Annotated in this window: 18 protein-coding genes; 13 read left to right on the top strand and 5 right to left on the bottom strand. The window is 60.0% G+C overall.

The features are described 5' to 3' along the window. The first annotated feature begins 170 nt into the window (after nucleotides 1-170). Together NKJ12_RS07990 and NKJ12_RS07995 are read left to right on the top strand one after the other, a co-directional pair. Entirely contained in the window at nucleotides 171-3,470 is a 3,300-nt protein-coding gene (locus NKJ12_RS07990; RefSeq protein WP_352701997.1) for an ATP-binding protein, read from the top strand. A gap of 19 nt (nucleotides 3,471-3,489) precedes the next feature. Next, nucleotides 3,490-4,155, top strand: a complete 666-nt coding sequence (locus NKJ12_RS07995; RefSeq protein WP_352701999.1) for a redoxin domain-containing protein — start codon at nucleotides 3,490-3,492, stop codon at nucleotides 4,153-4,155. 86 nt (nucleotides 4,156-4,241) lie between these two features. Here NKJ12_RS07995 and NKJ12_RS08000 read toward each other — a convergent pair whose 3' ends face one another. Then, nucleotides 4,242-7,097, bottom strand: coding sequence for a trifunctional glycosyltransferase/class I SAM-dependent methyltransferase/polysaccharide deacetylase (locus NKJ12_RS08000; RefSeq protein WP_352702001.1), 2,856 nt, complete (start codon nucleotides 7,095-7,097; stop codon nucleotides 4,242-4,244). Between the two features lie 386 nt (nucleotides 7,098-7,483). Between NKJ12_RS08000 and NKJ12_RS08005 the strand changes: the two genes are divergently transcribed. From NKJ12_RS08005 to NKJ12_RS08030, 6 genes are all read left to right on the top strand, one after another. After that, entirely contained in the window at nucleotides 7,484-7,675 is a 192-nt protein-coding gene (locus NKJ12_RS08005) for a hypothetical protein (RefSeq protein WP_352702003.1), read from the top strand. 35 nt (nucleotides 7,676-7,710) lie between these two features. After that, nucleotides 7,711-8,376: a DUF3450 domain-containing protein gene (locus NKJ12_RS08010; RefSeq protein ID WP_254818887.1), complete on the top strand. Its 666-nt coding sequence runs from the start codon at nucleotides 7,711-7,713 to the stop codon at nucleotides 8,374-8,376. Between the two features lie 94 nt (nucleotides 8,377-8,470). Next, on the top strand, nucleotides 8,471-11,041 hold the full coding sequence (locus NKJ12_RS08015; protein WP_352702005.1) for an OmpA family protein: 2,571 nt from the start codon (nucleotides 8,471-8,473) through the stop codon (nucleotides 11,039-11,041). 15 nt (nucleotides 11,042-11,056) lie between these two features. Beyond that, a complete protein-coding gene (locus tag NKJ12_RS08020; RefSeq protein WP_254818889.1) occupies nucleotides 11,057-11,548 on the top strand; it encodes a Rab family GTPase in 492 nt (163 codons plus the stop codon). Nucleotides 11,549-11,551: 3 nt separating this feature from the next. Beyond that, nucleotides 11,552-12,622, top strand: coding sequence for an adenylate/guanylate cyclase domain-containing protein (locus tag NKJ12_RS08025; RefSeq protein ID WP_352702007.1), 1,071 nt, complete (start codon nucleotides 11,552-11,554; stop codon nucleotides 12,620-12,622). A 362-nt stretch (nucleotides 12,623-12,984) separates the two neighbouring features. Continuing rightward, nucleotides 12,985-15,285 (top strand): mechanosensitive ion channel family protein, encoded by a 2,301-nt coding sequence (locus NKJ12_RS08030; RefSeq protein ID WP_352702009.1) that lies wholly within the window; start codon nucleotides 12,985-12,987, stop codon nucleotides 15,283-15,285. Nucleotides 15,286-15,487: 202 nt separating this feature from the next. Here the strand turns inward: NKJ12_RS08030 and NKJ12_RS08035 are convergent, their stop codons facing one another. Beyond that, complete coding sequence (locus tag NKJ12_RS08035) at nucleotides 15,488-16,384, bottom strand: LysR family transcriptional regulator (RefSeq protein ID WP_352702012.1); 897 nt, start codon at nucleotides 16,382-16,384, stop codon at nucleotides 15,488-15,490. A 269-nt stretch (nucleotides 16,385-16,653) separates the two neighbouring features. On the opposite strand from NKJ12_RS08035, the gene NKJ12_RS08040 reads away from it, so the two are divergent. Continuing rightward, nucleotides 16,654-17,388 carry an SDR family NAD(P)-dependent oxidoreductase gene (locus tag NKJ12_RS08040; RefSeq protein WP_352473458.1) on the top strand — a complete coding sequence of 245 codons (735 nt, stop codon included), beginning with the start codon at nucleotides 16,654-16,656 and terminating at the stop codon, nucleotides 17,386-17,388. Nucleotides 17,389-17,449: 61 nt separating this feature from the next. After that, nucleotides 17,450-18,046, top strand: a complete 597-nt coding sequence (locus NKJ12_RS08045) for an NADPH-dependent F420 reductase (RefSeq protein WP_352645096.1) — start codon at nucleotides 17,450-17,452, stop codon at nucleotides 18,044-18,046. Between the two features lie 196 nt (nucleotides 18,047-18,242). On the opposite strand, the gene NKJ12_RS08050 is transcribed toward NKJ12_RS08045, so the two are convergent. After that, nucleotides 18,243-19,454 carry a carboxymuconolactone decarboxylase family protein gene (locus NKJ12_RS08050; RefSeq protein ID WP_352702014.1) on the bottom strand — a complete coding sequence of 404 codons (1,212 nt, stop codon included), beginning with the start codon at nucleotides 19,452-19,454 and terminating at the stop codon, nucleotides 18,243-18,245. A gap of 571 nt (nucleotides 19,455-20,025) precedes the next feature. On the opposite strand from NKJ12_RS08050, the gene NKJ12_RS08055 reads away from it, so the two are divergent. Both NKJ12_RS08055 and NKJ12_RS08060 read left to right on the top strand, forming a co-directional pair. Then, nucleotides 20,026-20,385 (top strand): ArsR/SmtB family transcription factor, encoded by a 360-nt coding sequence (locus NKJ12_RS08055; RefSeq protein WP_352506866.1) that lies wholly within the window; start codon nucleotides 20,026-20,028, stop codon nucleotides 20,383-20,385. Nucleotides 20,386-20,401: 16 nt separating this feature from the next. After that, the gene (locus tag NKJ12_RS08060; RefSeq protein ID WP_352506867.1) at nucleotides 20,402-20,881 is read left to right on the top strand and encodes an SRPBCC domain-containing protein; all 480 of its coding nucleotides are present in this window, start codon (nucleotides 20,402-20,404) and stop codon (nucleotides 20,879-20,881) included. A gap of 437 nt (nucleotides 20,882-21,318) precedes the next feature. Here the strand turns inward: NKJ12_RS08060 and NKJ12_RS08065 are convergent, their stop codons facing one another. After that, nucleotides 21,319-21,915 carry a DUF8737 domain-containing protein gene (locus NKJ12_RS08065; RefSeq protein ID WP_352506868.1) on the bottom strand — a complete coding sequence of 199 codons (597 nt, stop codon included), beginning with the start codon at nucleotides 21,913-21,915 and terminating at the stop codon, nucleotides 21,319-21,321. A 345-nt stretch (nucleotides 21,916-22,260) separates the two neighbouring features. Further along, nucleotides 22,261-22,641: a hypothetical protein gene (locus tag NKJ12_RS08070; RefSeq protein WP_352702016.1), complete on the bottom strand. Its 381-nt coding sequence runs from the start codon at nucleotides 22,639-22,641 to the stop codon at nucleotides 22,261-22,263. An 82-nt stretch (nucleotides 22,642-22,723) separates the two neighbouring features. On the opposite strand from NKJ12_RS08070, the gene NKJ12_RS08075 reads away from it, so the two are divergent. Then, the gene (locus NKJ12_RS08075; RefSeq protein ID WP_352506870.1) at nucleotides 22,724-23,695 is read left to right on the top strand and encodes a LysR family transcriptional regulator; all 972 of its coding nucleotides are present in this window, start codon (nucleotides 22,724-22,726) and stop codon (nucleotides 23,693-23,695) included. Nucleotides 23,696-23,782: the final 87 nt, after the last annotated feature.

Below are 23,782 nucleotides of genomic sequence, written 5' to 3' on the forward strand. Positions count from 1 at the left end.
GCATCAAGAGGTCATGCGTAGCGCTCTGCCACCGGACCCACACGGATGGCTCGATGCCCATTTGCGCTGCCGCTTGCTCGTCGACGGCTATCGGTGCATCCTTGTGAATAGCCTGGCCGTGCAGTGCGGGCGAGATCACGCCGTCACGGCCACTAGTGAGGTCTTGTTCGATGGACTGCTCGGGCTGCGGTTTCGAGATTGAGGGCGGTTACGCCTTCTGTCCGAGGTGTGGCAGGCGCCAGCCCGTGCCATGCGCCAGTTGCGGCTACGCCTGCGCACCTGATTTCGAGTTCTGTCCGAAATGTGGGGCAAGCGTCGGTGCGCCCGCAAAAGCCGTCGAACGGCCTGCTCCGGCACCAAGCCGGACCATTGTGCCGCCTTCTCGAACTCCGTCGCTGCTTCCGAACATCGAAAGCGAAGAAGGGCTGCATCCCGTCTCCGACGCCGATCGCCGGACGGTAACGGTCCTGTTCGCCGACCTTTGCGGCTTCACGACACTCAGCGAGCAGCTCGACCCCGAGGTCATGCAAGCGCTGCAGAATAAACTGTTCAAGGAATTGACGGCGGCCGTGCGAAACTTTGGTGGTTTCGTCGACAAATTCATCGGCGATGCACTGCTCGCTTTGTTCGGTGCGCCGGTCGCGCATGAGGACGATCCGGAACGTGCGCTTCGCGCCGCTCTCGACATGATCGCCCGGACGGCGCGGCTCGGCGAAAGCACCCCCCACTCCGGCTCGCCTCTGTTACTCCACATCGGCATAAACACTGGTCCGGTCGTTACTGGCGGATTGGGCATCGGCACCGCCAGATCCTATTCGGTGACCGGCGACACAGTGAATACGGCGCAACGCCTGCAATCGCTGGCCGCACCGGGTGAGGTGCTGGTAGGCGAGCTCACTCACAGGCTGACCCGGCATGCCTTCTCTTACGAGTCACTGGGTGATGTCGTGTTTCGCGGCAAGGCTGGCAGCGTGCTCGTCCATCGACTGGACGCACCGCTAGCGGTGCCGCGCCCAGCGCGCGGGCTCGAGGCGCTCGGCCTCAGTGCGCCACTAATAGGTCGTGGTGCGGAGCTCAATAGAATGATGGCGAGCCTTGACCAGGCGTGCGGCGGCTCGGCCCAACTTGTCCGCCTCGTCGGAGAAGCCGGCATCGGGAAATCGCGGCTGGTGAAGGAGTTCGTCGCCCGCGTCGGCGACGAGGAGCGTTTTCGCAACGTCGTCGTGCGGCAGGCCACGTGCTCACCGCTGGGCGAACAATCTTTTGGCGCCTTGGGCGCCGTGGTGCGCAGCGCTGCCGGGATGATGCAAAACGACAATGGGGACGAAATGCGGGGGAAGCTCGCAGGCTTGCTTGCCGATCTCGGCCTGCAGGGCGAGGAGGCGAAGCGGCTGATGCCTTTGCTCTATCATGTGCTCGGCCTTGGCGACCCCGATGCCACCTTGCAGCATGTCGAGCCTGAGCAGTTGCGGCGGCAAATTCTCTACGCAGTCCGCACAATCATCGAACGGCGGCTTGCGTTGTCGCCGCTGTTGATCGTCGTCGAAGACCTGCACTGGGCCGACGCCGTGTCGCTCGAGGCACTACGTTTCGTGATGGACAGGTTAGAACGCACGCGGTTGATGTTGCTGGTCACGCATCGTCCGGCGCCGGACAACGACCAGCTCGACTCAAGTCGGGTCAGTCACACAGCGCTCAGGCTTCCGCCGCTCAATGGTGATGACGGACGCAGGCTGCTCGCGGCGCTTTTCGGCGAGAGCTGGGTAAACTCCGCAGGAGGGCTTCTCGATCAGATCCTCGAGCGCGCGGGCGGCAACCCCCTTTTTGTAGAGGAGATTGTTCGCGGCCTTATCGATCGCGGTGTACTGATGCGAGAGGGCCAGCGATGGCGGACTGTGGCCGGCGAAGTCGCAACCGGCATCCCCGCCACTATCCAGGCGATGTTGCTTGCCCGCGTCGACCGGCTGCCCCCAGAGGTGCGCCGGTTGGCTCAGGAGGCCGCGGTAATTGGCCCGCGTTTCGATGCCACACTTCTGAAATCCGTGACGGCCGACCCCGGCCGGCTTGAAGCCGGCTGCGAACTGCTTTGCGATGCGGAAATCATCGAGGAAGTTGCCGGATCAGGCTCGGTCTCGTCGCAAAGCTACCGCTTTACGCAAACATTGCTGCAGGACGTGATCTACCAGAATCTGCTCCTGCAACGCCGGACCGACATCCACGGGCGGGTCGGTGCTGCCTTGGAGCAACTGTGCGGCGACAAGCCGGAACGGCTCGAGGATTTGACCGTGCTCGGTCATCATTTCGCACAGAGCGCCGAGCGGGAGAAGGGCGCGCATTACCTGCAGGCGGCAGGCGATCGCGCTCGCATGATATACGCCAACGACGACGCCCTTCGTTTCTACGAGCGAGCACTGACAGCATTGGACGCGATCGGGCAAACACCGCTCAAACTGGCAATTGCAGAGCGCATTGCCGATTTGAGCGGCCCGGCAGGCCGCCGCGAGATCGCGCACCACCACTACGAGACCGTGTTGCAGGCATATCGCGAAGCGGCCAATCACGTCGCCTCGGCGCGAGTTTTGCGTAAGATCGGTCGGCTGCTCTGGGACGTCGGCAAGCGGGACAAGGCAGAACCCTGCTATGCTGAGGCGGCAGCGCTCCTCGATGGGGCGGATGCCCCGATCGAGCAGGCGCATCTGTGGCAAGAACGTGGCCGACAGGCGTTCCGTAGCGGAGATCACGCTCTCGCGGCAAAATGGGCAGACGCGGCGCTGGATTGCGTACGCAATCTGACAACGGAGCATGTCTCCGAGGTGGGGTGTGATGCCACTCTTGTGACCGCCGAGGCACTCAATACCAAGGCTGTCGCGCTGGCTCGCCTCGGGCGAAACCGTGAGGCCGTGCGTCAGGTTGAGCGTAGCATTGAATTGGCCGAAGCCGCCGGTCTGCTGGGCGCGGCCTGCCGCGGCTACACCAATCTCGGCGTGCTATACACGACCATCGATCCGGCACAGGCGATGGAGGTCTGTCGGCGCGGTCTTGAAGTGGCGCGCCGTATTGGTGATTTGGGTTTCCAGGCGCGCCTCCTCGCCAATCTGGCGGTCGCTTGTTGTACTTTCACGGATCGCTGTCCAACGGAGGGCATACCTGCTGCCGAGAAGGCCATCGAGATCGACCGGGCGCTCGACCAGCGCGAGCACCTGCCGGTGCCGTTGATCGTGCTTGGGCAGATCCACCAGTGCAACGGCCGTCCGGACCTGGCCGTTGGTTTGTTCCACGAAGCACTGGACGTAGCCCGCGAAACGGGCGAACCCCAACTGCTGTTTCCGTGCTATGATGGTCTTGCAACGCTTAATCTCGACCTCGACAATCTGGCCGAGGCCGAACGCTACTTTTCCCTGGCGCAGGGCATATGCGCCCAGCACGGGCTCGACCCGGAAGCGCTCGTGGTGCTGCCTTTTCTCGACTAGCCGGGGTTGGAGGTTGGAAATGTTGGTGCCGCTTCAACCGGGCGACCGTGCGCCGAACGTGGTACTCGACGCCATTACCCAGGAAGGCAAGATCGCGCTTGACGACTTTCGCGGCCAAAAACCGGTGCTGGTCGGCCTGTTTCGAGGTCTGCATTGTGCGTTTTGCCGGCGCCATATCGCCGCCCAGGCGCGGCTTGATCCGGAGCTGCGCGAAAAGGGCGTGGAGAGCCTGACGGTGGTCAACACGCCGATCGAACGGGCGCGTCTCTATTTCCGCTACCATCCGATGCCGAATCTGCTTGCGGCCTCCGACCCTGAACGCGCTTCACATCGTGCTTTTGGACTGCCCAATCTCGAATTCACCCAAAACGAGACGAACTGGCCGTACAAGGTCTCGATGGCAGCGGCAAAGGATATGCGGGTCGACATACCAGGCGAGTTGCCCGGTCCTATGGATCCTCTTGAGGCCAGCGAAATCCTCAACAAGAAGGACCATTACGAACTGACGGAAGCCGACGAGCAGATGATAGCAACGGGACACGGACAATTGATCGGTCAGTTCCTGCTGGACCGGCAAGGGATCGTCCGCTGGAGCTTCACGGAGGTTCCAGAGGGCGGGCGATACATGTTTGGGGCGCCAAGCCCGCAGGAGCTGATGTCAGCCGTGTCCCAAGTCGCCCAATAGACTTGCGAACGAGGTAAGCGGAGCGGGACGCTCAACAAAACGCGGAACCAACTTGTTACAAATCTAGACACTGACAAATTCACGGTTCATGCGAGCACGGCCTCGACAACCGCAACAAAGTCATCGAGCGAACGATCCCCACGAATCTCGATGCGCGGAAGGTCGATGGGATCACAATCGAGGTCCGCCGGCCCGTGTCTGCCGCCGAAGCCGATTCGATAGCCGCACTCCTTGGCCAGCCTGCCAAGCCGTCGGTCGGTGACTGAGAAGGGTGCCGCGAACGCCGCGGTTGGCCGACCGGTCCACCGTTCGATGAACATACGAGAGCGCAGAAGCTCGGCGGCCAAGTCAGAGCTCGACAGACCATCGATCGCGCGATGCGTCGCCAGATGGCTTCCGAAGAAGGCGCCTTCGCCGGCGAGGCGTCGCACCGTCCCGGCGTCCATAAGCTGCGTCGGCGGGCCGCTGTAGGCGTCCCACTGTGCACTTTCACCCACCAAGTCCGTCACCAGGAACACTTCCGCGGTGAGGTCGTTCGCGCGCAGGATCGGCCAGGCATGGTCGGCAAAGTTCTGGAAGCCGTCATCGAAGGTGATGAGCACTGGGCGGCCAACGAAAGGCTGACGGTTGGCGATGAACCATTCCAGCTGCTCGGAGCTAATCGCGTGAAAGCCATTGGCGCGCAGCCATGTCATTTGGCTGGCGAATGCGGCGGGCGTGAGCCGAAAACGGGCGAGCGCGGCCGGACCTTCATCGGAGACGCTGTGATACATGAGGACAGGGATACGCTGCCGCCGCTCGCTACGTGCGACGTCGCGGCGCAAGGCCCGCGCCCCGCCCCAGACGATTTTTCGCGCGACCCCCATATCGATGCGCGCGCGGATTGGCACATGATCAATGACTGGTTCCGTCGCCACGTCGCCTGGTGACAGGCGGCGGAAGCGGTCTATGCGATAGAGCTCGGTCTGGATCGATTGCTCGAGGACAAGACCTTCGGTCCCTGCCAGCGTCTCCGAGATCGCTTGTGCACCGAATGTGTTCCAGTCGAAGCCCGTCCTCTCAGGATTGTCACGTAGCACGAATGCGTGTGCGCTGATGAAGCTGCCGCCAGGCGCCAATGCCTCAACGACTTTCTTGGCGAAGCGTTGCAACTCGGCGAGATCATCCAGGTAGTAGAGCACTTCCGAACAGAAGATCAGATCCATCTCACCCGGCAGCGTATCCGCCGTGAAATCCAGTTCGCCGAACTCAACATTCGGCTGATCGCTGCATCGCGCGCGCGCCCGCTCGATGGCTATGGCGGAGATGTCAGTTGCGGTCAAATGGCTCACGCGCGGCGCCAGTTGCCGCGTGAAGTGGCCTTCCGCACAGGCCAGCTCAAGCGCCCGTCCAATGGGACCGGCAGGCAGAATTTCGAGCTGCCGCTCATATTTCTCCTGCTCATAGGACGAACCGTAATTCCAGGGATCCTCGGTCGCGAAATAGCCATTCCAGAACGACGTGCGATCCTTGTCGTGCCTGGCCCGTGCGCGGCGCAGCGCCGGGGGAGGCTCTGCAGGTTCGGTGCTCGACCGAACCAGCTCCCGCGCTTCCTCGGCCAATTGGGCGAGTTTGCCGAAGTGACTGTCCGGATCGGACCGGCCTTCAAGCCGCTCGGGGGACACGACATTCAGGATCAATTCGATCCAATAATCCCTTGTCACTGTCCCAAGTACGCCGAATTGCACGACAGCCTCGATCTGGCCATCCATCATCAGATAGGCATAAATTTGATCGATTCCTTGCGGAAGTTCGACCGTGGTCGGATTTCGCGCGTCGACACGAATTCCAAGTGTCCGCGCCAGCCTGCGCGGCGCGGCGAGATCGTCGACGTCGAGCAGCATTTGCTCAAGATGATACTGGACGCGGCGAGCCGCGTCGGGATTGTTCCAGACCTTGCCGAGTTCGATGATCAACTCGGTGAGGGAGCCGCCGAACCTGTCCCACCTGGCAGCCAATTGCGCTGGCACCGACAGGCTTCCGACCGCTAGGCCATCGAAGATCACCTTGGCGATCTCTCGCGCCCCTTTGCGTCCTGGCGGGAGGGCGCGCAGGGACTGCGGGTTGATCGAGCGCGAGCCGCTGCCGCAATCCGACGCGGCGTTCCACAACGCGAACCACGCGAGTGCCTCGGAGGCGGTACCGCCGTTCGCCTCGATCGCTCCATTGGCGTGAGCCGACGCCGGGTGTTTGACCCTGGGATCGGCGGAAAAGCCGCGGGCGATCACGATTTCAGCATCTGCCAGCATCTGCGTCGAACTGCGGCTGAGCGCGTTGGGGCTGGTCCGATAGAAAGCGAGCGGCTCATCGACCATCACCCAATTTTTGCCCAGACGTGCGAGGCGCTGCCACAGGTCCCAGTCCTCGCAGGTGCGCAGCGACACATCGAAACCGCCCAACTCGACAATTGTCTCCCGGTCGACCAGCAGCGCGTGAATGGCGATGGCACGTCTGCGGGCGAATGTCTCGAAGGGCTGAATCGCAACCTCCGTTGCGATGCTCGACGGGGTGAGTTCGCCATCGGGCATCTCGCGCCGGGAACCGCAATAGGCGGCCACTGCATCGGGAACGGATTTCAGTGCGGCCAGCATTTTTGCGAGGAAGCTGGCATCCACCCAATCGTCGGCATCCAGAAACATGAGCCAGCGGCCGCGCGCTGTCGAAATCCCGCTATTGCGCGCGCCGGCGGCGCTATACGCGCAAGACCTCAACGTCCGAAATCGGGCATCGTGCTCTACATAACCGGCGATGATCGAGGGGGTGCGGTCCATGGAGGCGTCGTCGACGATGATCGCCTCCCAATCCACTATTTCCTGATCGAGAAGGCAATCGAGTGCGCGCGCGAGCGTTACCTCCGCGTTGTGCGCAGGAACCACGATTGAAACCAAGGGATCACGCGCCACGCCGTCTTACCCGCGCCCGGTTCGAAGGCACAACAAGACGCGTTGATCTTTCTTGGCGTAGGTCGTCACAATCCACGCCGATCAGTCCGTCGACCCATCGTCCATCACCCTATATCCAGTATCTGGTAGGTCTGCCTGCCGGCAAGCGTTGTGCCGACGGTTTGCTCGGCATTGAAAATCGGTACCATACCGCCTTGCGGTAGCATTGTCCTGGATCATCGAGCTTTCGTTTTCTTCGGCAAGAGTCGGCGAATGTCAAAACCGGATGACGGCATCGGATGGCAGCACTGCGCTGTCAAGATCGGGGCAAATTAGAGGCGGGCAAAAAAGACTTGAACACAGGCTGAATGGCAGCGCGCATGCCCGACGGCTTGGAGCTGAGGTCGATGCGCCAGGGCATCTCCGCTCTCGCATTTCATCTGCAAAAAGATGATCGCGGGCGAAGACACGAGCGCAAGCTGATCCGGATCGAGCCGCATGTCGAAATCTATCCGAATGGGGACGCACGAACCGACTTGAGCCGAGAAAATTCCGGCTTGCGGGTCGGCTATTTTGCTGACATGTTTATCAGTTTCTAAATTAGCGCTGGCAATGTCAAAAGAAGGGGCATGGGATGGCCAAGGAATCTTCGAGTACCGCTTCTTCGGCAAATAAAGCGGACGCAAATCTGACAAGTAATGCAGACGGAAGCGGGCTGAACTTCATGGCGGGCCAGGCTCGCGAGAGCGGGCCTCCCGGCGACGCTGTAGGTGTCGACAAGATACGTGATCTGCTGTTCGGCAACCAGATGCAGGACTATGACCGCCGCTTTTCCAAGCTTGAAGAACGGGTCTTGCAGCGCTTCAAGGATGTCGAATCCGAGGCCAAGCGCAATCTTGAAATGTACGAGTCAAATGCAAAGAAGCAGGTCGACTCGCTTGCGGCGCAATTGCGGAACGAAAAAGACGCGCGAGCCGACGCCGACAAGGAGATTGATCGGAATCTTCGCGAGCAAAATCAGGCGCTCGAAAAGCAGGTGCGCGCGTTGTCGGATCAGTTGAGCGAGCTTGAGCGGGAAGTTGCGGACCGGATAAATCGAAACGATCATTTGCTGCGTGAGGAAATCAAGCAAAAGAATGAAAGCATTCAGATGCTGATGGAGAAAATGTTTTCCGATCTTGGCAATGTCAAGACCGACCGAAATCTTTTGGCTGGCCTGTTTGTCGAGGTTGCAAAATGTCTAAATCAGGATCCCGCCGGCAGCAAGAACAACTCGGAGCGTACCTGGAAAGTGAGTTGATGGGAACTTGACGTCGACTGTCGACCCAATCAGCCTCCCTAAAAGAGCAGCTTCGAACGATACAGAGATTGATCGCGAGGCTCTGGCTCGCCTTTTGATCGAAATTGCCCGGAACGTTGATCCGGACTATCGTGCGCGTCTCGACGGAATCCCAACCGCCGATCCTCGCATGGAAACGCTTCGCCAGTTGCTGGTCGGCCGCGAAATTTCGGAGCTTTCACGAGTTACCCACCTGCTCGACGAACCTGAGCAGCTTGCGGCGGCAGTGGGGGGCGTCCTCCCCGGTGCAGCCGCACGCGCGTCTCATGCGCAACTCGGCGAGGCCCTTGCGCCAGTTGTCGAGAGGGCTGTGCAACGGTCCATCCAGAAAAGCCCGCGCACGCTGACGGATATATTATACCCGGTGTTTCTGCCGGCTATTCGCAAGTCGATCGGCGAAAAGATCGACCAAACCTTTCAGTCGCTGAATGAAACCTTAAGACACATATTTACTTGGCATGGGCTCAAGTGGAGACTTGAAGCTTGGAGAACGGGGGCAAGCTTCTCAGAAGTTGTTCTTAGGCATTCTCTTGTCTATCGTGTAGAACATGTCTTTCTCATTCACCGCAATTCCGGGCTTTTGATCAAGCATGTAACTGCCGAAAACGCAACCAGCGAAGATCCTCAACTGATTTCCTCGATGCTTAGTGCAATTCAGGATTTTGTAAAAGACTCATTTAACGAGGAAGAACAGAGTGGCCTGGACATTATCCGTTTCGGGGAGCTTCGTCTCTGGTCGGAAGTTGGGCCGTTTGCGACCTTGGTTGCGGTGATCCGGGGAAATCCGCCGGAGGAATTACATGAAATAATTCGCGATGTATTGCTTCGCATCCATGATGAATGCTCACAGGCCCTGGAGCAGTTTGACGGCGACAGTTCGCAGTTGGCCGGCGTCGAGACGCAGTTGCAGACCTGCGTTGATCTGAAGCAGGAGGAATCAAACCAGGGATTTCCGTGGCTGGTCCTGGCTGCAGTCCTGCTGGTTTTGATTCCCGCAGGCGGTTGGTTCTTTCTTTCCTGGCAATCCGGGCAGCGCTGGCAGGCGTATGTGTCGCGACTGGGGATCCAGCCGGGCATCATCGTTGCCGACCAAAAGGTGCGCGATGGCCAATTCTATATTACCGGCCTGAGAGACCCTCTTGCCGCCGACCCGCAGTCGCTGTTGGCCGGAACGCAGGTCGATCCCGCCCGCGTTCATTCACACTGGCAATTCTATCAGAGCCTTGATCCGGAGTTCGTGTTGAAGCGGCTGACGGCGTCGCTGGTTCCGCCGGATTCAGTACGACTTTCGATCGTCAATGATCGCATCGTTGCCGAGGGGGAGGCTCCCGACACCTGGATAGATCGGGCGCGCGCAGCGGCCCGACAGCTTTCGGCAGGCGGACCGGAATTCGACATCTCCAAAGTTCGTGATGTGAGCCCCGAAGCACGCGCGGCGGAGCACTGGCAGGCCTATGTGTCACGACTGGAGGCCCAAGCGGGAATCATCGTCGCCCAGCAAACGGCGAGGGGCGGACATTTCTATATTTCCGGCCTGAGAGACCCTCTTGCCGCCGACCCGCAGTCGCTGTTGGCCGGTACGCAGGTCGATCCCGCCCGCGTTCATTCGCAGTGGCAATTCTATCAGAGCCTTGAGCCGGAGTTCGTGCTGAAGCGGCTGACAGCGTCGCTTAACCCGCCGAAATCGGTTCGGCTTTCGATCGTCGAGGATCGCATCGTTGCCGAGGGTGAGGCTCCCGACACCTGGATAGATCGGGCGCGCGCAGCGGCCCGACAGCTTTCGGCAGGCGGACCGGAATTCGACATCTCCAAAGTTCGTGATGTGAGCCCCGAAGCACGCGCGGCGGAGCACTGGCAGGCCTATGTGTCACGACTGGAGGCCCAAGCGGGAATCATCGTCGCCCAGCAAACGGCGAGGGGCGGACATTTCTATATTTCCGGCCTGAGAGACCCGCAGGCCGCCGACCCGCAGGTTCTGCTGTCCGGAACAGGGGTCGATCCTGCCCGCGTTCATTCGCAATGGCAATTCTATCAAAGCCTTCATCCGAAGTTCGTGGTGAAGCGGCTGATGGCGTCGCTGACTCCGCCGGATTCAGTACGGCTTTCGATCATCAAGGATCGCATCGTTGCCCAGGGTGAGGCTCCTGCCGCCTGGATAGATCGGGCGCGGGTCGCCGCCCAACAGCTGTCCGCGGACGGACTCTCTCTAGAACTCTCCGAGCTGCGTGAGTTGACCCCTCCGGAACTGACTCATTTGAGGGAGGCTATTCAAACGGTCAGCATTTTCTTCGATTCTGGCAAGGCTGTACCGGGACCAGAGCAACTGCCGGTTCTCGACAAATTGGCGAGTCAGTTGAAGGAATTGGCCACGGACGCCCGCAAGGCAGGGGTAACAGCACAATTCATGTTGACCGGCCATTCGGACGAGACGGGCCGTGAAACGGCCAAGTTGTCGATCAGCGCGGCGCGCGCGGAAACAGTTCGTGCGCTTCTCAAGAAACGCGGCGTCGATCCGGAATTGCTCTTGGTTCGCGGCGCGGGCACCTTTGAGCCAGCGGAGACTGAAAATAGCCGAACCGGGAGCTCCGCGAACCGCAGAGTTTCGGTTACGGTAAACTTCCACTAGGCGGAGCCCAGGATATTGCAAAAGAAGATCTGCATGTTGGGCGGGTTCGCTGTCGGAAAGACAAGTCTGGTTCGCAGGTTTGTGCAAAGCATCTTTTCAGAAACCTACTTGACCACGGTGGGAGTGAAAATCGACAAGAAGAGTGTCGCATTCCCGGACAAAACCGTGGATCTGATTTTGTGGGACTTGGCCGGCGAAGACGATATCGGCTCATTCCGCGTCAGCTATGTGCGAGGTGCGAGTGGGCTCGTGCTTGTCGTCGATGGAACACGCGCTGCTACTCTTGCCGTGGCGCTCACGTTGCGCGAGCGGGCCGAGGCTGAATTCGGCGCTATGCCGTTTGTATTGCTGTTCAACAAATCCGATCTGGCCGATCGGTGGGCAATATCGGATAGTGAAATTGACGAACTGAGGCAACTTGGATGGCAAATCTATCTAACAAGTGCGCTTTCGGGTGAACATGTTGATGATGCGTTTCGTCAACTTGCTTCGATGGTCAGCAAATAAACCATGCATGTCTTGCCAAGAGAAGTTAGAAGCTGGATTTACGATTTCTTCTACAACGAGCGCTCGGTCGCATATCTAAAAATCGACGCCCAGCTTTGCGTAGCTGCGAAGGGCGGTAACGTTAAACATTACGGACTCTCGTCAGTTCGCATAGGTAAGCCTGTTGCCGAGCAGCTTGAATTCATGGAAGGTTTGTTGCCCTGCCCGGAGCTTCCATTTGATATGGACATGGTCGAACTGCCCGGCGGGCGTGTCGCGGACCTCCATCTTTTTGCTGACAATGCCTGCGTGTGGCTGCTCTTTCTTGACGCCGCTGCCGAACGCGACAATAGGCAGCGGCTTCAACAGAAGGCTTATGAAATGACGCTTCTGCAAGAGAGGGAGCGTCAACTCAACGAGAAATTACAATCGATGAACGAGGCGTTGAGGGCGAGCCAAGAGGGATTGTCGCGTGAATACCAACGCGCCGAAGCCCTACTCCTCAACATTCTTCCGGCGTCGATCGCGGAGCGCTTAAAAGCGGACGAACAAATTGCAGACAACCATGCTGACGTGAGTGTGCTTTTTGCCGACATCGTCGGTTTTACGGAAAGAGCGCGGAGCGTCGGAGCCGTAACGACGCTCGCTATTTTAAATTACTTCTTCAAGGCGGCGGATCTGCTCTCGGAGCAATACGGCTGCGAAAAGATCAAGACAATCGGCGATTGTGTAATGGTGGTCGCTGGCCTGCCCGCCGCGCGATCCGATCATGGGGAAGCCCTTGCGCACTATGCACTTGAACTGCGCAACGAGGTCAAGCGCGAACGCTTCGCAGGAGAACCGATAAGACTCAGAATTGGAATTCACTCAGGACCAATCGTGGCGGGCGTCATAGGCAAAAGGCGGTTTGCCTATGACCTATGGGGCGACACCGTTAATCTCGCCGCACGTATCCAAACGTCCGCGGAGCCCGATGAAATCCGCATTTCGGATGCAACTCATCAACTGCTTGGACCAAATTTTGCTTGCGACCCACTCGAGGAAACGGAATTGCGTGGTACAGGTCGTGTGCGAATGTGGCGGCTCCCGGCCTGATTTGCCGCATGGCAGCGCCGACTCGGAAGCGCATTGCATCTCAAGCAACATCATGGTTTCCAATGTCCGCAGCGGTGCGCGAAGCAGTTGACCACCGAGCGACCGCCAAAGGTCTGTCCTAGTCAGTTCAGGAAATCAGTTCCTGAGGTTTAACGTCGATGCCCAGTTTATAGAACGGCCGGAGACCTGGGCCGAGGTCGGAATGCGCTGCCCCCGCGGCTAAATAAACACCGCCAAGTACCCGGCGCAAGGTCCGGCTCGGAACGATGACGTCTTGCACCGCAACATCGGTTTCTTCAAGGTAAGGCAACAACGGACATAGATGTCGTTGCTTGCCGATTTGACCGGAAGGTTACAGCACGATGCCACGCATCACTCGACGATTGGGGGCCAGGAATCTGGCGCGCCCGGCACGGCGTCTCGGAGACCTGACCGCGATGTTTGCCTTGATTGCCAGGCCGCTCGTCTTTGGGATCGCCCTTTTGTTGGCTGGTCAGGCACAGGCGCAGGCGCCGGCGACGGTCCCGCCTGAAAGGGTCAAACAGCTGTTCGAGCTTCTCGACGATCCGTCAGTGAAGGCCTGGGTGGCCGAACAGCGAAATCAGGACGCCGGGTCAACGGGAGCGCCTGCCGAGCCAGGGGCTTCGCCGACCGACGCATCGTCCGGCGCCGTGGCCGCACCAGGCCCGATGAATACGATGGCATCCTCGACGCTCGATGGGATCAGGCATCATATCGAAAGAATCGTGCGAACTTTGCCCTTGCTGCCAAGCCAGTTCGCGCGCGTTCGGGCAGAGACAATGGAGGATATGTCCAGCAAGGGGCCTGCCGGCGTATTTGTGCTGATTGCAATGTTCATCGCTGCCGGCCTGGCGCTCACTTGGGCAACGTACAAGCTCACCCGCCCATTTCGTCTCTGGATTATCGCGCAACCGAAGGATACGCCCGTTGGGCGAGCCAAGAAGATTGGTGGCCGCCTGCTTTATTCCAGCCTGCTGATAGTCTCTTTCGCACTGGGCAGCGCCGGCGCATTCATGTTGTTCGACTGGCCGATGCTTATCCGCGAGATTGTACTGACATTTCTGATGGCGGCAGTCGTTACATGGGGTGTGCGCATGTACGTCATGGCCATGCTCGTCCCTTCCTTCATGAACGTCGAGAACGCCGGCGAGGTTCGTGCTTTGCCGATCACCAACGACGCGGCTGACCATTGGTCCTATTGGCTACCCCGGATCGTCGGCGTCTTCGCCTTCTTCGGCGCCGCGTTTATCCTCTTGCCAGGTCTCGGCATCGATCAGGACGGAATGATGGTCCTGTCACTGGGCGCCGATTTCGTGCTGCTGTTGCTCCTGCTGCTTGCCATTTGGCGTCGGCCAAGAACGCAGCGAGACGGTGCGAGCCACATCGGTCACACGGAAGCGACATGGCTATTGACTGCTTATTTCGTCGTCCTGTTCCTGCAGCGTATCGCCGGCCTTAATACATACTTCTGGTTCACCTTCGCCGCATTCTTCCTGCCTTTGGCGATCGTGGTGACGCAGCGCGGGGTTAATTTCGTTCTGCGGCCAGGTTCGGAAGATGTCGGCCGGCCCACGATCCCGGCGGTGACGATCGCTGTCATCGATCGCGGAATCCGAATGATTTTCATCCTGGCGGCGGCTTACCTTCTCGCACGTGTCTGGGGTCTGGACATGCAATCCATGCGGGACAGCGATACGACGACGACGTTCATATTGCGCGGCTTGATCAATGTCGTGGTGATTGCCCTCGCCGCCGACTTCGGCTGGTCGATCATCAAAGCTTTGATTGAACGAAAGCTCGGCATCGAAACACCGCACCCTGTGATCAGCGACGAGGACGTTCCGGTCCTCGATCCGCAGCAGGCGCGGCTGCACACGCTCTTGCCGATCCTCCAGAACATTCTGCTCGCATCGATCATCGTGATGGCGGTGCTTATGATGCTCGCCTCGCTGGGAATCCAGATCGGCCCATTGATCGCCGGCGCCGGCGTCGTCGGCGTCGCCGTGGGCTTTGGCGCACAAACCATCGTCAAGGACGTCATTTCAGGCGTGTTTTTCCTGCTCGATGATGCGTTCCGTGTCGGCGAATACATTTCATCGGGCAATTACAAGGGTACTGTGGAAAGCTTCTCGCTGCGCTCGGTGAAGCTGCGCCACCATCGTGGTCCGCTGTTCACGATACCTTTCGGTGAACTCGGGGCAGTCCAGAACCAGAGCCGTGACTGGGTTATCGACAAATTCAACATCACCGTTGGTTATGACACCGATATCGACTTCGCTCGCAAGCTGATCAAGCGGATCGGCCTCGAACTGGCGGAAGATCCCGAGTTCAAACACTGGGTGCTCGACCCGATCAAGATGCAGGGCGTGCAGGAGTTCGGGGAATACGGCATCGTATTGAGGGTCAAGGCCACAACCAAACCGGGAGGCGCCTTCGGTATGAAGCGCAAATTCTATGTACGCCTCCGCCAAGTCTTCAAAGAGCAGGGCATCGAACTCCCATTTCCGACCGTCCAGGTCCAGGGGCTACAGAACCCACATGGGGCAGAGAATGCGCCGTTGGAGATCACACCCGAGTTGAAAATGGCCGTTGCGCAGTCGCACACTATTCGGCGCAGAAAAAAAGCCAGCACACCGGAGTAGGAAAGCTGTGACACCTGCCGGTCACAGCGTCGCTTTCCGCGCATCGCCCGTGGCAGGGATACTCTTCTATCTTCAACCGTTAAGACGAAAAAGACGGTCACGAGGCAGTCTACAACCAGAGTCCGTCCCGAGATTTACACCGGGCTGCGTAAGTTGATACAGCGGTACGCTCGAGACAGCGCCATCTGCTACCTGCCGCGCGTCAGTCACGCGATAAGGACCGTCCCGCGAGAAGCGGCGCGTACGCGGCGAGCGTGCGGGATACGAACTCGGTGAAGAGCCGCACTCGCTTCGTCTTGCGTGTCTCCCCCTGTGTGAGAAGCCAGAGCGTTCCGTACATGTGCAGGTCGGTGCCCGGCACCCTCACCAGTAGGGGGTCGGCATCTCCGACGAAGCACGGCAGTGTCGTCATCCCGAGCCCTTGCCGTACTGCAACGATCTGCGCCTCGCCGTCCGTGGTCCTGAACGGAACCCCCGTGGTGCGAACCTCACCCTCGCGGGCCCAGTCCGGGACGCCATGAATGCTTATGACGATCCACCGGATGGGATCAGACGAACCCGCACGCCATGCGGTTAGTCGATCACGAGACATGTAGACGCCGCCGAACAGCTCCGGTCCCTTCAGGCCGTGAAGATTGAGCGGCAGGGTTTTGCGGTCGTAAACGACGCGGATCGCGACATCGGCCTCTCGGTTGGTCAGATTTGCCAGCTCGCCGGACGACAAGATTTCCATCTCGATGTCCGGATGCAGGCGCGCGAAATCGGCGAAGTCCGGCATGAGCAGGTGTGTCGCGAGGGGCGGTGCCAGCGTCACCCGCAAGAGTCCGCGTACGCCCTGGTCGCGCCCGAAGATTCGCGTCTCAAGCCGGGTCGACGACGCCTCCATCTGCTCCGCGAACTCGAGGACTTCCTCGCCCGCAGCCGTCAGGCGGTAGCCCGAGGGCAGCTTCTCGAACATCTGCGCCCCCAGCCGCTCCTCCAGTTGGGCAAGGCGCCGCAGCACCGTGGTGTGGTTAACCCCGAGGCGCTCGGCGGCAGCCCGCACCGAGCCTCCGCGCGCGACGGCAAGAAAGTAGCGAACGTCGTCCCAGTCGATCATGGTGCAATCCCGCACCGCGGGGTGCGCCTTCCAAAGCCCGTATCTAACACATCGAACAGCAATACGCGCGGTCATCATAGCCTATGTCGGCGAGCGCGGCCCAATTCCGAACGGCGGACATCGATCGTCGCGGCTGGCGTCCCGCCGGATCGATTTTGCACCACCGATGTGCGCGCTTCCGCACTCAACACCTGACGCCGGCGGACCTATTTCGAGGTTCTCGGGGGTGTCCCCGCACAACCAAAGGCGAAGGCCTGGAAGGATAAGTCATGGGAAAGCTTGAAGGGAAGGTTGCAGTCATCACCGGCGGCGCTACCGGCATCGGCCGCGCCGCAGCAAAGCGCTTCATCGAGGAGGGCGCCTTCGTTTTCATCTTCGGCCGCCGGCAGGAAGCGCTCGACGCCGCTGTGGCCGACCTCGGGCCCAATGCCCGCGCGGTGAAGGGCTCGGTCTCCGATCTGACCGACCTCGACCGACTTTACGCTGCGGTGAAGGCCGAGCGTGGAACCCTCGACATCGTCTTTGCCAATGCCGGGGCGGGAAGCCAGCTTCGGCTCGGCGAGATCACCGCCGAGCACATTGACGAAACCTTCGACACCAATGTGAAGGGTACGATCTTCACGATCCAGAAGGCGCTGCCGCTGATGAGCGAGGGCGGTTCGATAATCCTGACCGGATCGAGCGCTGGCACCACTGGCGCCCCGGGGATGAGCGCCTACAGCGCGAGCAAGGCGGCAGTGCGCAACCTCGCGCGGACCTGGGCGGAGGACCTAAAGGGCACCGGCATCCGGGTAAACGTGCTGTCGCCCGGGGCCACTGCGACCGAGCTAGCGAAGGAAGCGCTGGGCGAGGAGGGCCAGAAGGTCTTCGCCTCGATGACTCCGCTCCAGCGCATGGCCGATCCGGCGGAGATCGGGGCGGCGGCGGCCTTTCTCGCGTCGTCGGACAGCAGCTTCATGACTGCCAGCGAGGTCGCCGTTGACGGCGGTCTTGCGCAACTCTGACGCGCTAACCCAGCGCCGTTGAAGGCCGGGGAATCAATACCAACACAAATCGGAGAAGATTATGAGCTACGCAATTGTAGGATTCGGTAAGATAGGCCAGGCCCTCGCCCACGCCTTTGCCCGTAAAAACATCGACGTGACCGTCGCGAGCCGCCGTCCGCCCGAGGCGTTGGCGCCGCAGGCTCGGGCGATTGGACCCACGATCGTCACCAAGTCGCTGCGGGATGCACTCGAGGCCGACACGATCATCCTGGCGGTCCCGTTCGGGGAGCACCGCGAGGTTGCGAAAGCCCTGCCGAGCTGGGAAGGCAAGACGGTCATCGACGCGATGAACCTCTTTCCGGTCCCTGAAGAGCTGGACGGTCTCCCGTCCTCCGCTTTCGTCGCGAAGGCGTTCACCGGCGCCAAGTTCGTGAAAGGGTTCAATCACCTGATTGCGGCCACCCTGGCTGCCGATCCGATCGTCGAGGGCGGCCACCGGGTCGTCTTTCTGTCGAGCGACGACGAGGACGCGACCGCTCCCGTGGCGGCCTTGGCCAAACAACTCGGGTTCGCACCCGTCAAGCTGGGAAAGCTCAACGAGGGTGGCGCGCTGGTGCACGCACGCGGCCGTACTTGGGGCCAGCTTATCTTCCAGGATTTGTTCAAGAAGGAGTGACTATCGACATCAATTGGTCGATTTTCCGCTTCGCAGGCACACGCACATTCGGCATAGCGCCTGATAAAAGACCGTCAGCAGTAAAGCGCATGGGCGAGAGAGACCGTTTCGCGACGGCCTCTCCTACGTCCGCCCCGCCGTTATCGGCCGTCGTCAGCCGTTTTGAAAGCCCCTGAGGTGATCTGCCCTTTTGGGACTAACCGCGCTTAGAGAATTCCTCGGCTGCGATACGAACCGCCTGCTGTGTCGCGGGATAGCCGCTGTAAGGAGTGAGGTTTACGAGCGTTTCCAGGATTTCTTCCCGCGTCGCGCCAACGTTCAACGCGGCGTTGATGTGCACGCGAAGCGGAATCTCTGTCGTGGCAGAACCAACGGCTGCCAGAGCAGCGCAGGCGCTGAGTTCCCGAGACTTCATGTCGATTCCGCTCCGCGAAAACACCTCACCATAAGAATGCTCGACGATCATTCGACCGAGATCAGGTGCGACATCATCGAAACTGCGGACCACGGCATCGCCCGATGAACCGGACGTTTGTGCAAGCGTAGCACGCCCGCGTTCCAACCGGTCTGCGCGGCTCGCGACCACGGCGGGTGGGGGGACGTTTGCCGCAATCGTTGGCGACCCGGCAGCGAACATATCCTTGGCGACGGCGAACGCGTTGAGCGCTGCCGGAAAACCCCGATAGACGCTGAGCTGGATCAGCACCTCGATGATTTCCTCTCGCGTCACGCCATGGGCAAGCGCGCCGGCGAGATGAAGACGGAGCGCCGCCGCACGATTGCCGCTGGCAGCAAGCATCGAGATGATTGTTAACAGTTTGGCTTTTTGTTCGAGGCCGTCGCGCGCCAGCATTTCACCAAAGGCGAACTCGATGGAGAGTTGCGCGAGGTCAGGCGAACCGGCAGCAAAGCCATCGAAATATGCCTGCACATCGCCTCCAGAGAGCCGGTCGAGCGCCTCCAACCCGGCCTGTCGGCGTGTCGATCCATCGCCTGCGGAGGGCTCGATGGGTTCAAAAGCGAGCTTGCGCTCAGCGAACACCGCACGAATAAGGCCGATCGCATTTACCGTTGGCGGGAAGCCGAGGAGCGCTACAGATATAAACATGAGTTCGATGAGCGCCTTTGGCTCGCCGCCGGCGTTGAGAAAGCCCGCCATATGAAACTTCAACTGCGGCTGGGCGCTTCCGTCGGCAAGCAGCATTGAAATAGTGCACAGCTGACGCAATGGGAGGTCGAGACCTGGCCGCGATAGAATGTCTCCGTATGGGTATTCTACGGTGAAACGAGAAAGGTCGACGGATGTCTCGGCAAGACTATTAATCGGCGCGTCGAAATTCTCTCCGCCAATCTGCCGTAAGATTTCAAGACCGCGCGAATAACGACTATCTTGAGATGTTGTTGTCATTGCATATGCCTTCTGATTGATCGTGGCGAGAGTCCCGCCCACGGCGACAAGGGCAGCTCCAAAAAACTCTGGCCGGCGGCGGGTGCGTTGTGCTCGGTTATTGCTGCGTTAGGGCGACACGACATCGGCGATCTCTTTCACGAAGCGTCCCGGACTTGGCCGCGAAACCAAAGAAGGCATCGCGGAACTAGCCATAGTCGAAGGCGCTCGACAAGGAATGCTGGTCGCGACCGCCCCACACCAGGCACAGCCGGATTTGATACAAACCCTCGGAACGTGACCTCTGCAGTCGAGGGTTTGTATCATCGGAGCCGACGCTAATGCCGGCTGATCCCAGTCATCGCGAATTGAGAACTATCGGCTACTTTTGCTGTGCTGGTATCGCCTACAGCGCGATATCCTATCCTACTTTACTCCACAGCACGCCCCTCACTCCCACTCGATTGTTCTTGAATATGGCAACGCATTGATCTAACGGCGCAATTTTTTCTACACTCAATGGAGAACCAACGCAGCGCGCGCTCGGTCTCCCCTTGAATGCCGCTAATCCATGTGTTACATACTGAACCACATGGTTCAGTATGCTCGGACCCGCTTCGATGCCTCGTTCGCCGCGCTCTCGGACGCCACCCGACGCGGCGTTCTGGAGCAGCTCGGACGTGCAGACGCTTCGATCACGGACCTTGCCGAGAAGTTCCACATGACCCTCACGGGCATGAAAAAGCATGTCGGCGTCTTGGAGCAGGCGGGGCTCGTCACCACGGAGAAGGTCGGACGCGTGCGGACCTGCAAGCTCGGCCTGCGCCGACTAGAGGAAGAGGCGGCATGGATCGAGAGGTACAACCAGCTCTGGGACGCACGCTTCGACGAGCTGGATAAGGTTATCGAGGAACTGAAACAGAAGGAGAAGGTCGATGGACGCAGGAAGTGAGAGTGAGCCTACCCCCATGAAGAACCGCACGACGGTGGAACGGAAGTCCGAGCGTGAGCTAGTCGTTACGCGTACCTTTGACGCCCCGGCGCGCATCGTGTTCGAGGCGTGGACCAAGCCCGAGCTGTTCAAGCAGTGGTGGGTGCCGAAGTCGATGGGCATGCTCCTGCGTTCCTGCGAAATGGATGTTCGTGTCGGGGGCAAGTACCGTCTCGAGTTCGAACCCGATGCTATGGTGTTCTTCGGCACGTACCTCGAAGTGACAGCGCACTCGCGCCTCGTCTGGACCAATGAGGAAGATGGTGAGGGTGGGCCCGTGACCACGGTGACCTTCGAGGAAAAAGGTGGCAAGACGCTGCTGGTCCTGCACGAGCTCTATCCCTCGAAGGAAGTTCTCGACGCTGCCGGCACCGGGGCGGCGGATGCAATGGTCGAGACGTTCGAGCAACTGGACGAGCTTCTTATCACCCTGGGCGCGCGCGTGGGACGGTCATGAAGTCGTCGATCTCGCGGTCGGCCGCTTGGCTCTTCACTACGCGGAAGAGAACCCCGACGAGGTCGTCGCCGCCCTCTGCGGACCTACGAGACCATCATCAACCTCATTGACAATACGACCAACCGAGGTGTCTCGTCGTGCGCGTCCGCCTCAACCACCTTTTTGCGCGCCATTCTACGCTGGAGCACTACCGCATTCGGAAACGCATTCTGAGGCCGACGTGCGCGGTGGGCCGCAATCAAATGTCCTCGTCGAGGATAGTTCGGCCGCACAGTCGGAACGGTGGTAGCGCCAGAAGCCTGACCGCCATGCTGATTGCAAAGCTGGCATCGCGCAGGCGGCGAAAAATTCGATGCATTCGTCCCCTTCGTCAGACATTTTCGATCTTGAATATAAAGGGAAAATTCGCCAAGTCGAAACTTGCTCGGTTTCAGAGACTACCGGCATCGATCGATCGAATTTCGAATTGCGCCTTGGCGAAGCATCGTTTGCTCAGCTGCCGGAATACCGTCAACAACGGCCGAATCGCTGCCGTGGGCCCGAGCCGGATTGGACTGCGGACGCACCAGCAGATAGAGCGCGGCGAAGTGTGTGATCATGAGCAAGGGCACATAGACAATCGGGATTACATAAGTGGCGGCCAACTGTCCCGAAAGCGCCGCAAGATTGAACACGGTGCCGTGATAATAATCGACGAAGAGATCGACTATCCCCACAATGTTGTAAGCAAGCACGAGTGGCCAGAAGAAGAAGCGCGCCCTGATCGTGAGAAGCGCCAGGATGGCCAGCAGTCCTGTTGCGAAGTCGCCATATGCGGCGAACTCTGCAAAGCCAGCGGGCAGATCGGGGCCGACAACGCCCGGAAGGATAAAGACCAGCCCAAAAAAGCGGAAAGCGTGCAGGATCGCGATGGCGCGCTGCGCCTCAACGCGGTCCATCGACTTGAGCCTGGGCCAGAAATACACACCGAAGCAGATGAGCCACGGCACGTAGCCCAGAACAAGTTGAATGTCGAAGATCGTTGCCGGTGACATGAAATCTCCTATCGCGACTTGATTCATGCGGCCTCAAGCACCGCTATCAGAATACCGCGCCGTTTCCGCCCGGCTGCGCCGGATTAACTGGCGCAGTGACAGCGTGTGCAGCAGGATCGAGCATGGCACCATGAAGCCGGGGTCAGCACATCGGGATAAGCGCCGGCGCCTGCGCTGTTCAGCACATTCGGAACACGATACCAGCGGGAACAGCGGCGACGGGCATCAGCGGTCCTTCCATATGCTTTCTCAAATCAGATGTTGATTGACGCGGCCTCGAACACCGGAGTCAGAATGCCGAGCTGGCCTTCCATGAGACTTCGCCCCAGCGCCGAGATTCATGCACTAAACGCTGGGTTCACGGTCTGCCGAGTTATTGCTTGGCTGACTGGCTCCCAATAGCAGGCGCAATGGCATCAGCGGACCGACGGGAATGTACTCGTGATCCATCAGATTCTCTTGAGCGAGCGGCAGGGCCTCCATGATCGAACTCGCCTCAGCCACGTCTTTGACGTTCAGAAGGAAGACGGCGCCTCTGCCGTCTTCCCGCGAGTGCCATTCGCGGATTTTGCCTTCAAGATAGAGTTGGACCGTCGCGCGTATCTCAGCGGGTATAGCGGCCATAACCTGCTCGCGCTTCACGCCGGGCTTTGCCGTCAACAGTGCAAACACGCCAGTGGTCGTTGCGGTGGAGGTCTGGGATTGGGTGGGTGACGGCTCGGCCATCGGGAAATCTCCATTCAGGATTTGCCCATCAAATCTAGGATCGCTTCCGGTAAGCGACTATCCGCGATAATATTGATGGGCCATGAAGCAGAACTTCACAGTGAGGCAAGGCGCGCTCGACGGCGTCGAGGCATTCCTGAGCGTTGCTCAGCACCGCAGCTTTCGCAGAGCAGCCGCGGAACTCGGGGTGACTCCATCGGCGATCAGCCAGGCGGTACGCGCGCTCGAGGCGCGCCTCGGCGCAGCACTCTTCATCCGCACAACACGCAGCGTCGGTCTGACCGAGGCCGGCGAACGTTTCTTGTCGCGCGCAAAGCCCGCCTTCGAGGAGCTCGTCGCCGCAAGCGAGGCCGCGCGTGACCTCGGGCAGCGGCCGGCTGGACTATTGCGTCTCTCGGTACCGCGCGCGGTGGTGCCGATCCTGCTGGAGCCACTGATCGCATCCTTCTGCCAAGCCAATCCCGAGGTCGAGGTGGAGATCGCCGCGAGTGAGGAACTGGTCGATATCGCGGCCGGAGGATTTGACGCAGGCATCCGGCTCGGTCAGTTCATCGCAGCGGACATGATCGCGGTGCGGCTCACGCCGCCGTTTCCGCTCGTCGTCGTGGGCAGCCCCGAGTATCTACGCCGGCAGGGGCGGCCGGAGCGTATCGAAGATCTGCGTGAGCATGCCTGCCTGCGCATGCGCCGCTCGAACGGGTCGATCGCGCCTTGGTCCTTTGTCAACGGCAACAAGCCGGTCGAGGCGCTCATCTCGGGACCGCTCGTCGCCCACGACTTTCCCACCGTACTTGGCGCGGCAGTGGAGGGCATGGGGCTCGCGCAAGTGCCTGCGCCGATCTCAGCTGGGCCAGTGAAAGCCGGAAAACTCGTGCGCGTTCTGGAGCGGTTCGCGCCGATAGCGCCGGGCGTGTTTCTCTATTATCCCAGCCGCCATCAAATGATGCCGAAACTGCGAGCCTTTATCGATCACGTAAAGAGCGGATCGGACGCTGCCAACAAAAATCCAGTTCACATCGATAACAAGCGAACAGGCGACGTGAAAGTGCGCTGACGTGGGAAGCGCGGACCAATAGAATTGAGAAGCCGACCTATGGGCCGTCAAAACGTTACAGTCTTGATTTCCGAGGGAAAAATAGCA

Origin of the sequence: Mesorhizobium sp. M0195, assembly GCF_040322115.1 — a bacterium.
Classification (GTDB): domain Bacteria; phylum Pseudomonadota; class Alphaproteobacteria; order Rhizobiales; family Rhizobiaceae; genus Mesorhizobium.

Bases quoted from the DNA above. Each gene is read 5' to 3' on its own strand.
- NKJ12_RS07990 (WP_352701997.1), top strand. From the start codon at position 171: ATGGACTGCTCGGGCTGCGGTTTCGAGATTGAGGGCGGTTACGCCTTC.
- NKJ12_RS07995 (WP_352701999.1), top strand. From the start codon at position 3,490: ATGTTGGTGCCGCTTCAACCGGGCGACCGTGCGCCGAACGTGGTACTC.
- NKJ12_RS08005 (WP_352702003.1), top strand. From the start codon at position 7,484: ATGCGCCAGGGCATCTCCGCTCTCGCATTTCATCTGCAAAAAGATGAT.
- NKJ12_RS08010 (WP_254818887.1), top strand. From the start codon at position 7,711: ATGGCCAAGGAATCTTCGAGTACCGCTTCTTCGGCAAATAAAGCGGAC.
- NKJ12_RS08025 (WP_352702007.1), top strand. From the start codon at position 11,552: ATGCATGTCTTGCCAAGAGAAGTTAGAAGCTGGATTTACGATTTCTTC.
- NKJ12_RS08030 (WP_352702009.1), top strand. From the start codon at position 12,985: ATGCCACGCATCACTCGACGATTGGGGGCCAGGAATCTGGCGCGCCCG.
- NKJ12_RS08035 (WP_352702012.1), bottom strand. From the start codon at position 16,384: ATGATCGACTGGGACGACGTTCGCTACTTTCTTGCCGTCGCGCGCGGA.
- NKJ12_RS08040 (WP_352473458.1), top strand. From the start codon at position 16,654: ATGGGAAAGCTTGAAGGGAAGGTTGCAGTCATCACCGGCGGCGCTACC.
- NKJ12_RS08045 (WP_352645096.1), top strand. From the start codon at position 17,450: ATGAGCTACGCAATTGTAGGATTCGGTAAGATAGGCCAGGCCCTCGCC.
- NKJ12_RS08050 (WP_352702014.1), bottom strand. From the start codon at position 19,454: ATGACAACAACATCTCAAGATAGTCGTTATTCGCGCGGTCTTGAAATC.
- NKJ12_RS08055 (WP_352506866.1), top strand. From the start codon at position 20,026: ATGGTTCAGTATGCTCGGACCCGCTTCGATGCCTCGTTCGCCGCGCTC.
- NKJ12_RS08060 (WP_352506867.1), top strand. From the start codon at position 20,402: ATGAAGAACCGCACGACGGTGGAACGGAAGTCCGAGCGTGAGCTAGTC.
- NKJ12_RS08065 (WP_352506868.1), bottom strand. From the start codon at position 21,915: ATGTCACCGGCAACGATCTTCGACATTCAACTTGTTCTGGGCTACGTG.
- NKJ12_RS08070 (WP_352702016.1), bottom strand. From the start codon at position 22,641: ATGGCCGAGCCGTCACCCACCCAATCCCAGACCTCCACCGCAACGACC.
- NKJ12_RS08075 (WP_352506870.1), top strand. From the start codon at position 22,724: ATGAAGCAGAACTTCACAGTGAGGCAAGGCGCGCTCGACGGCGTCGAG.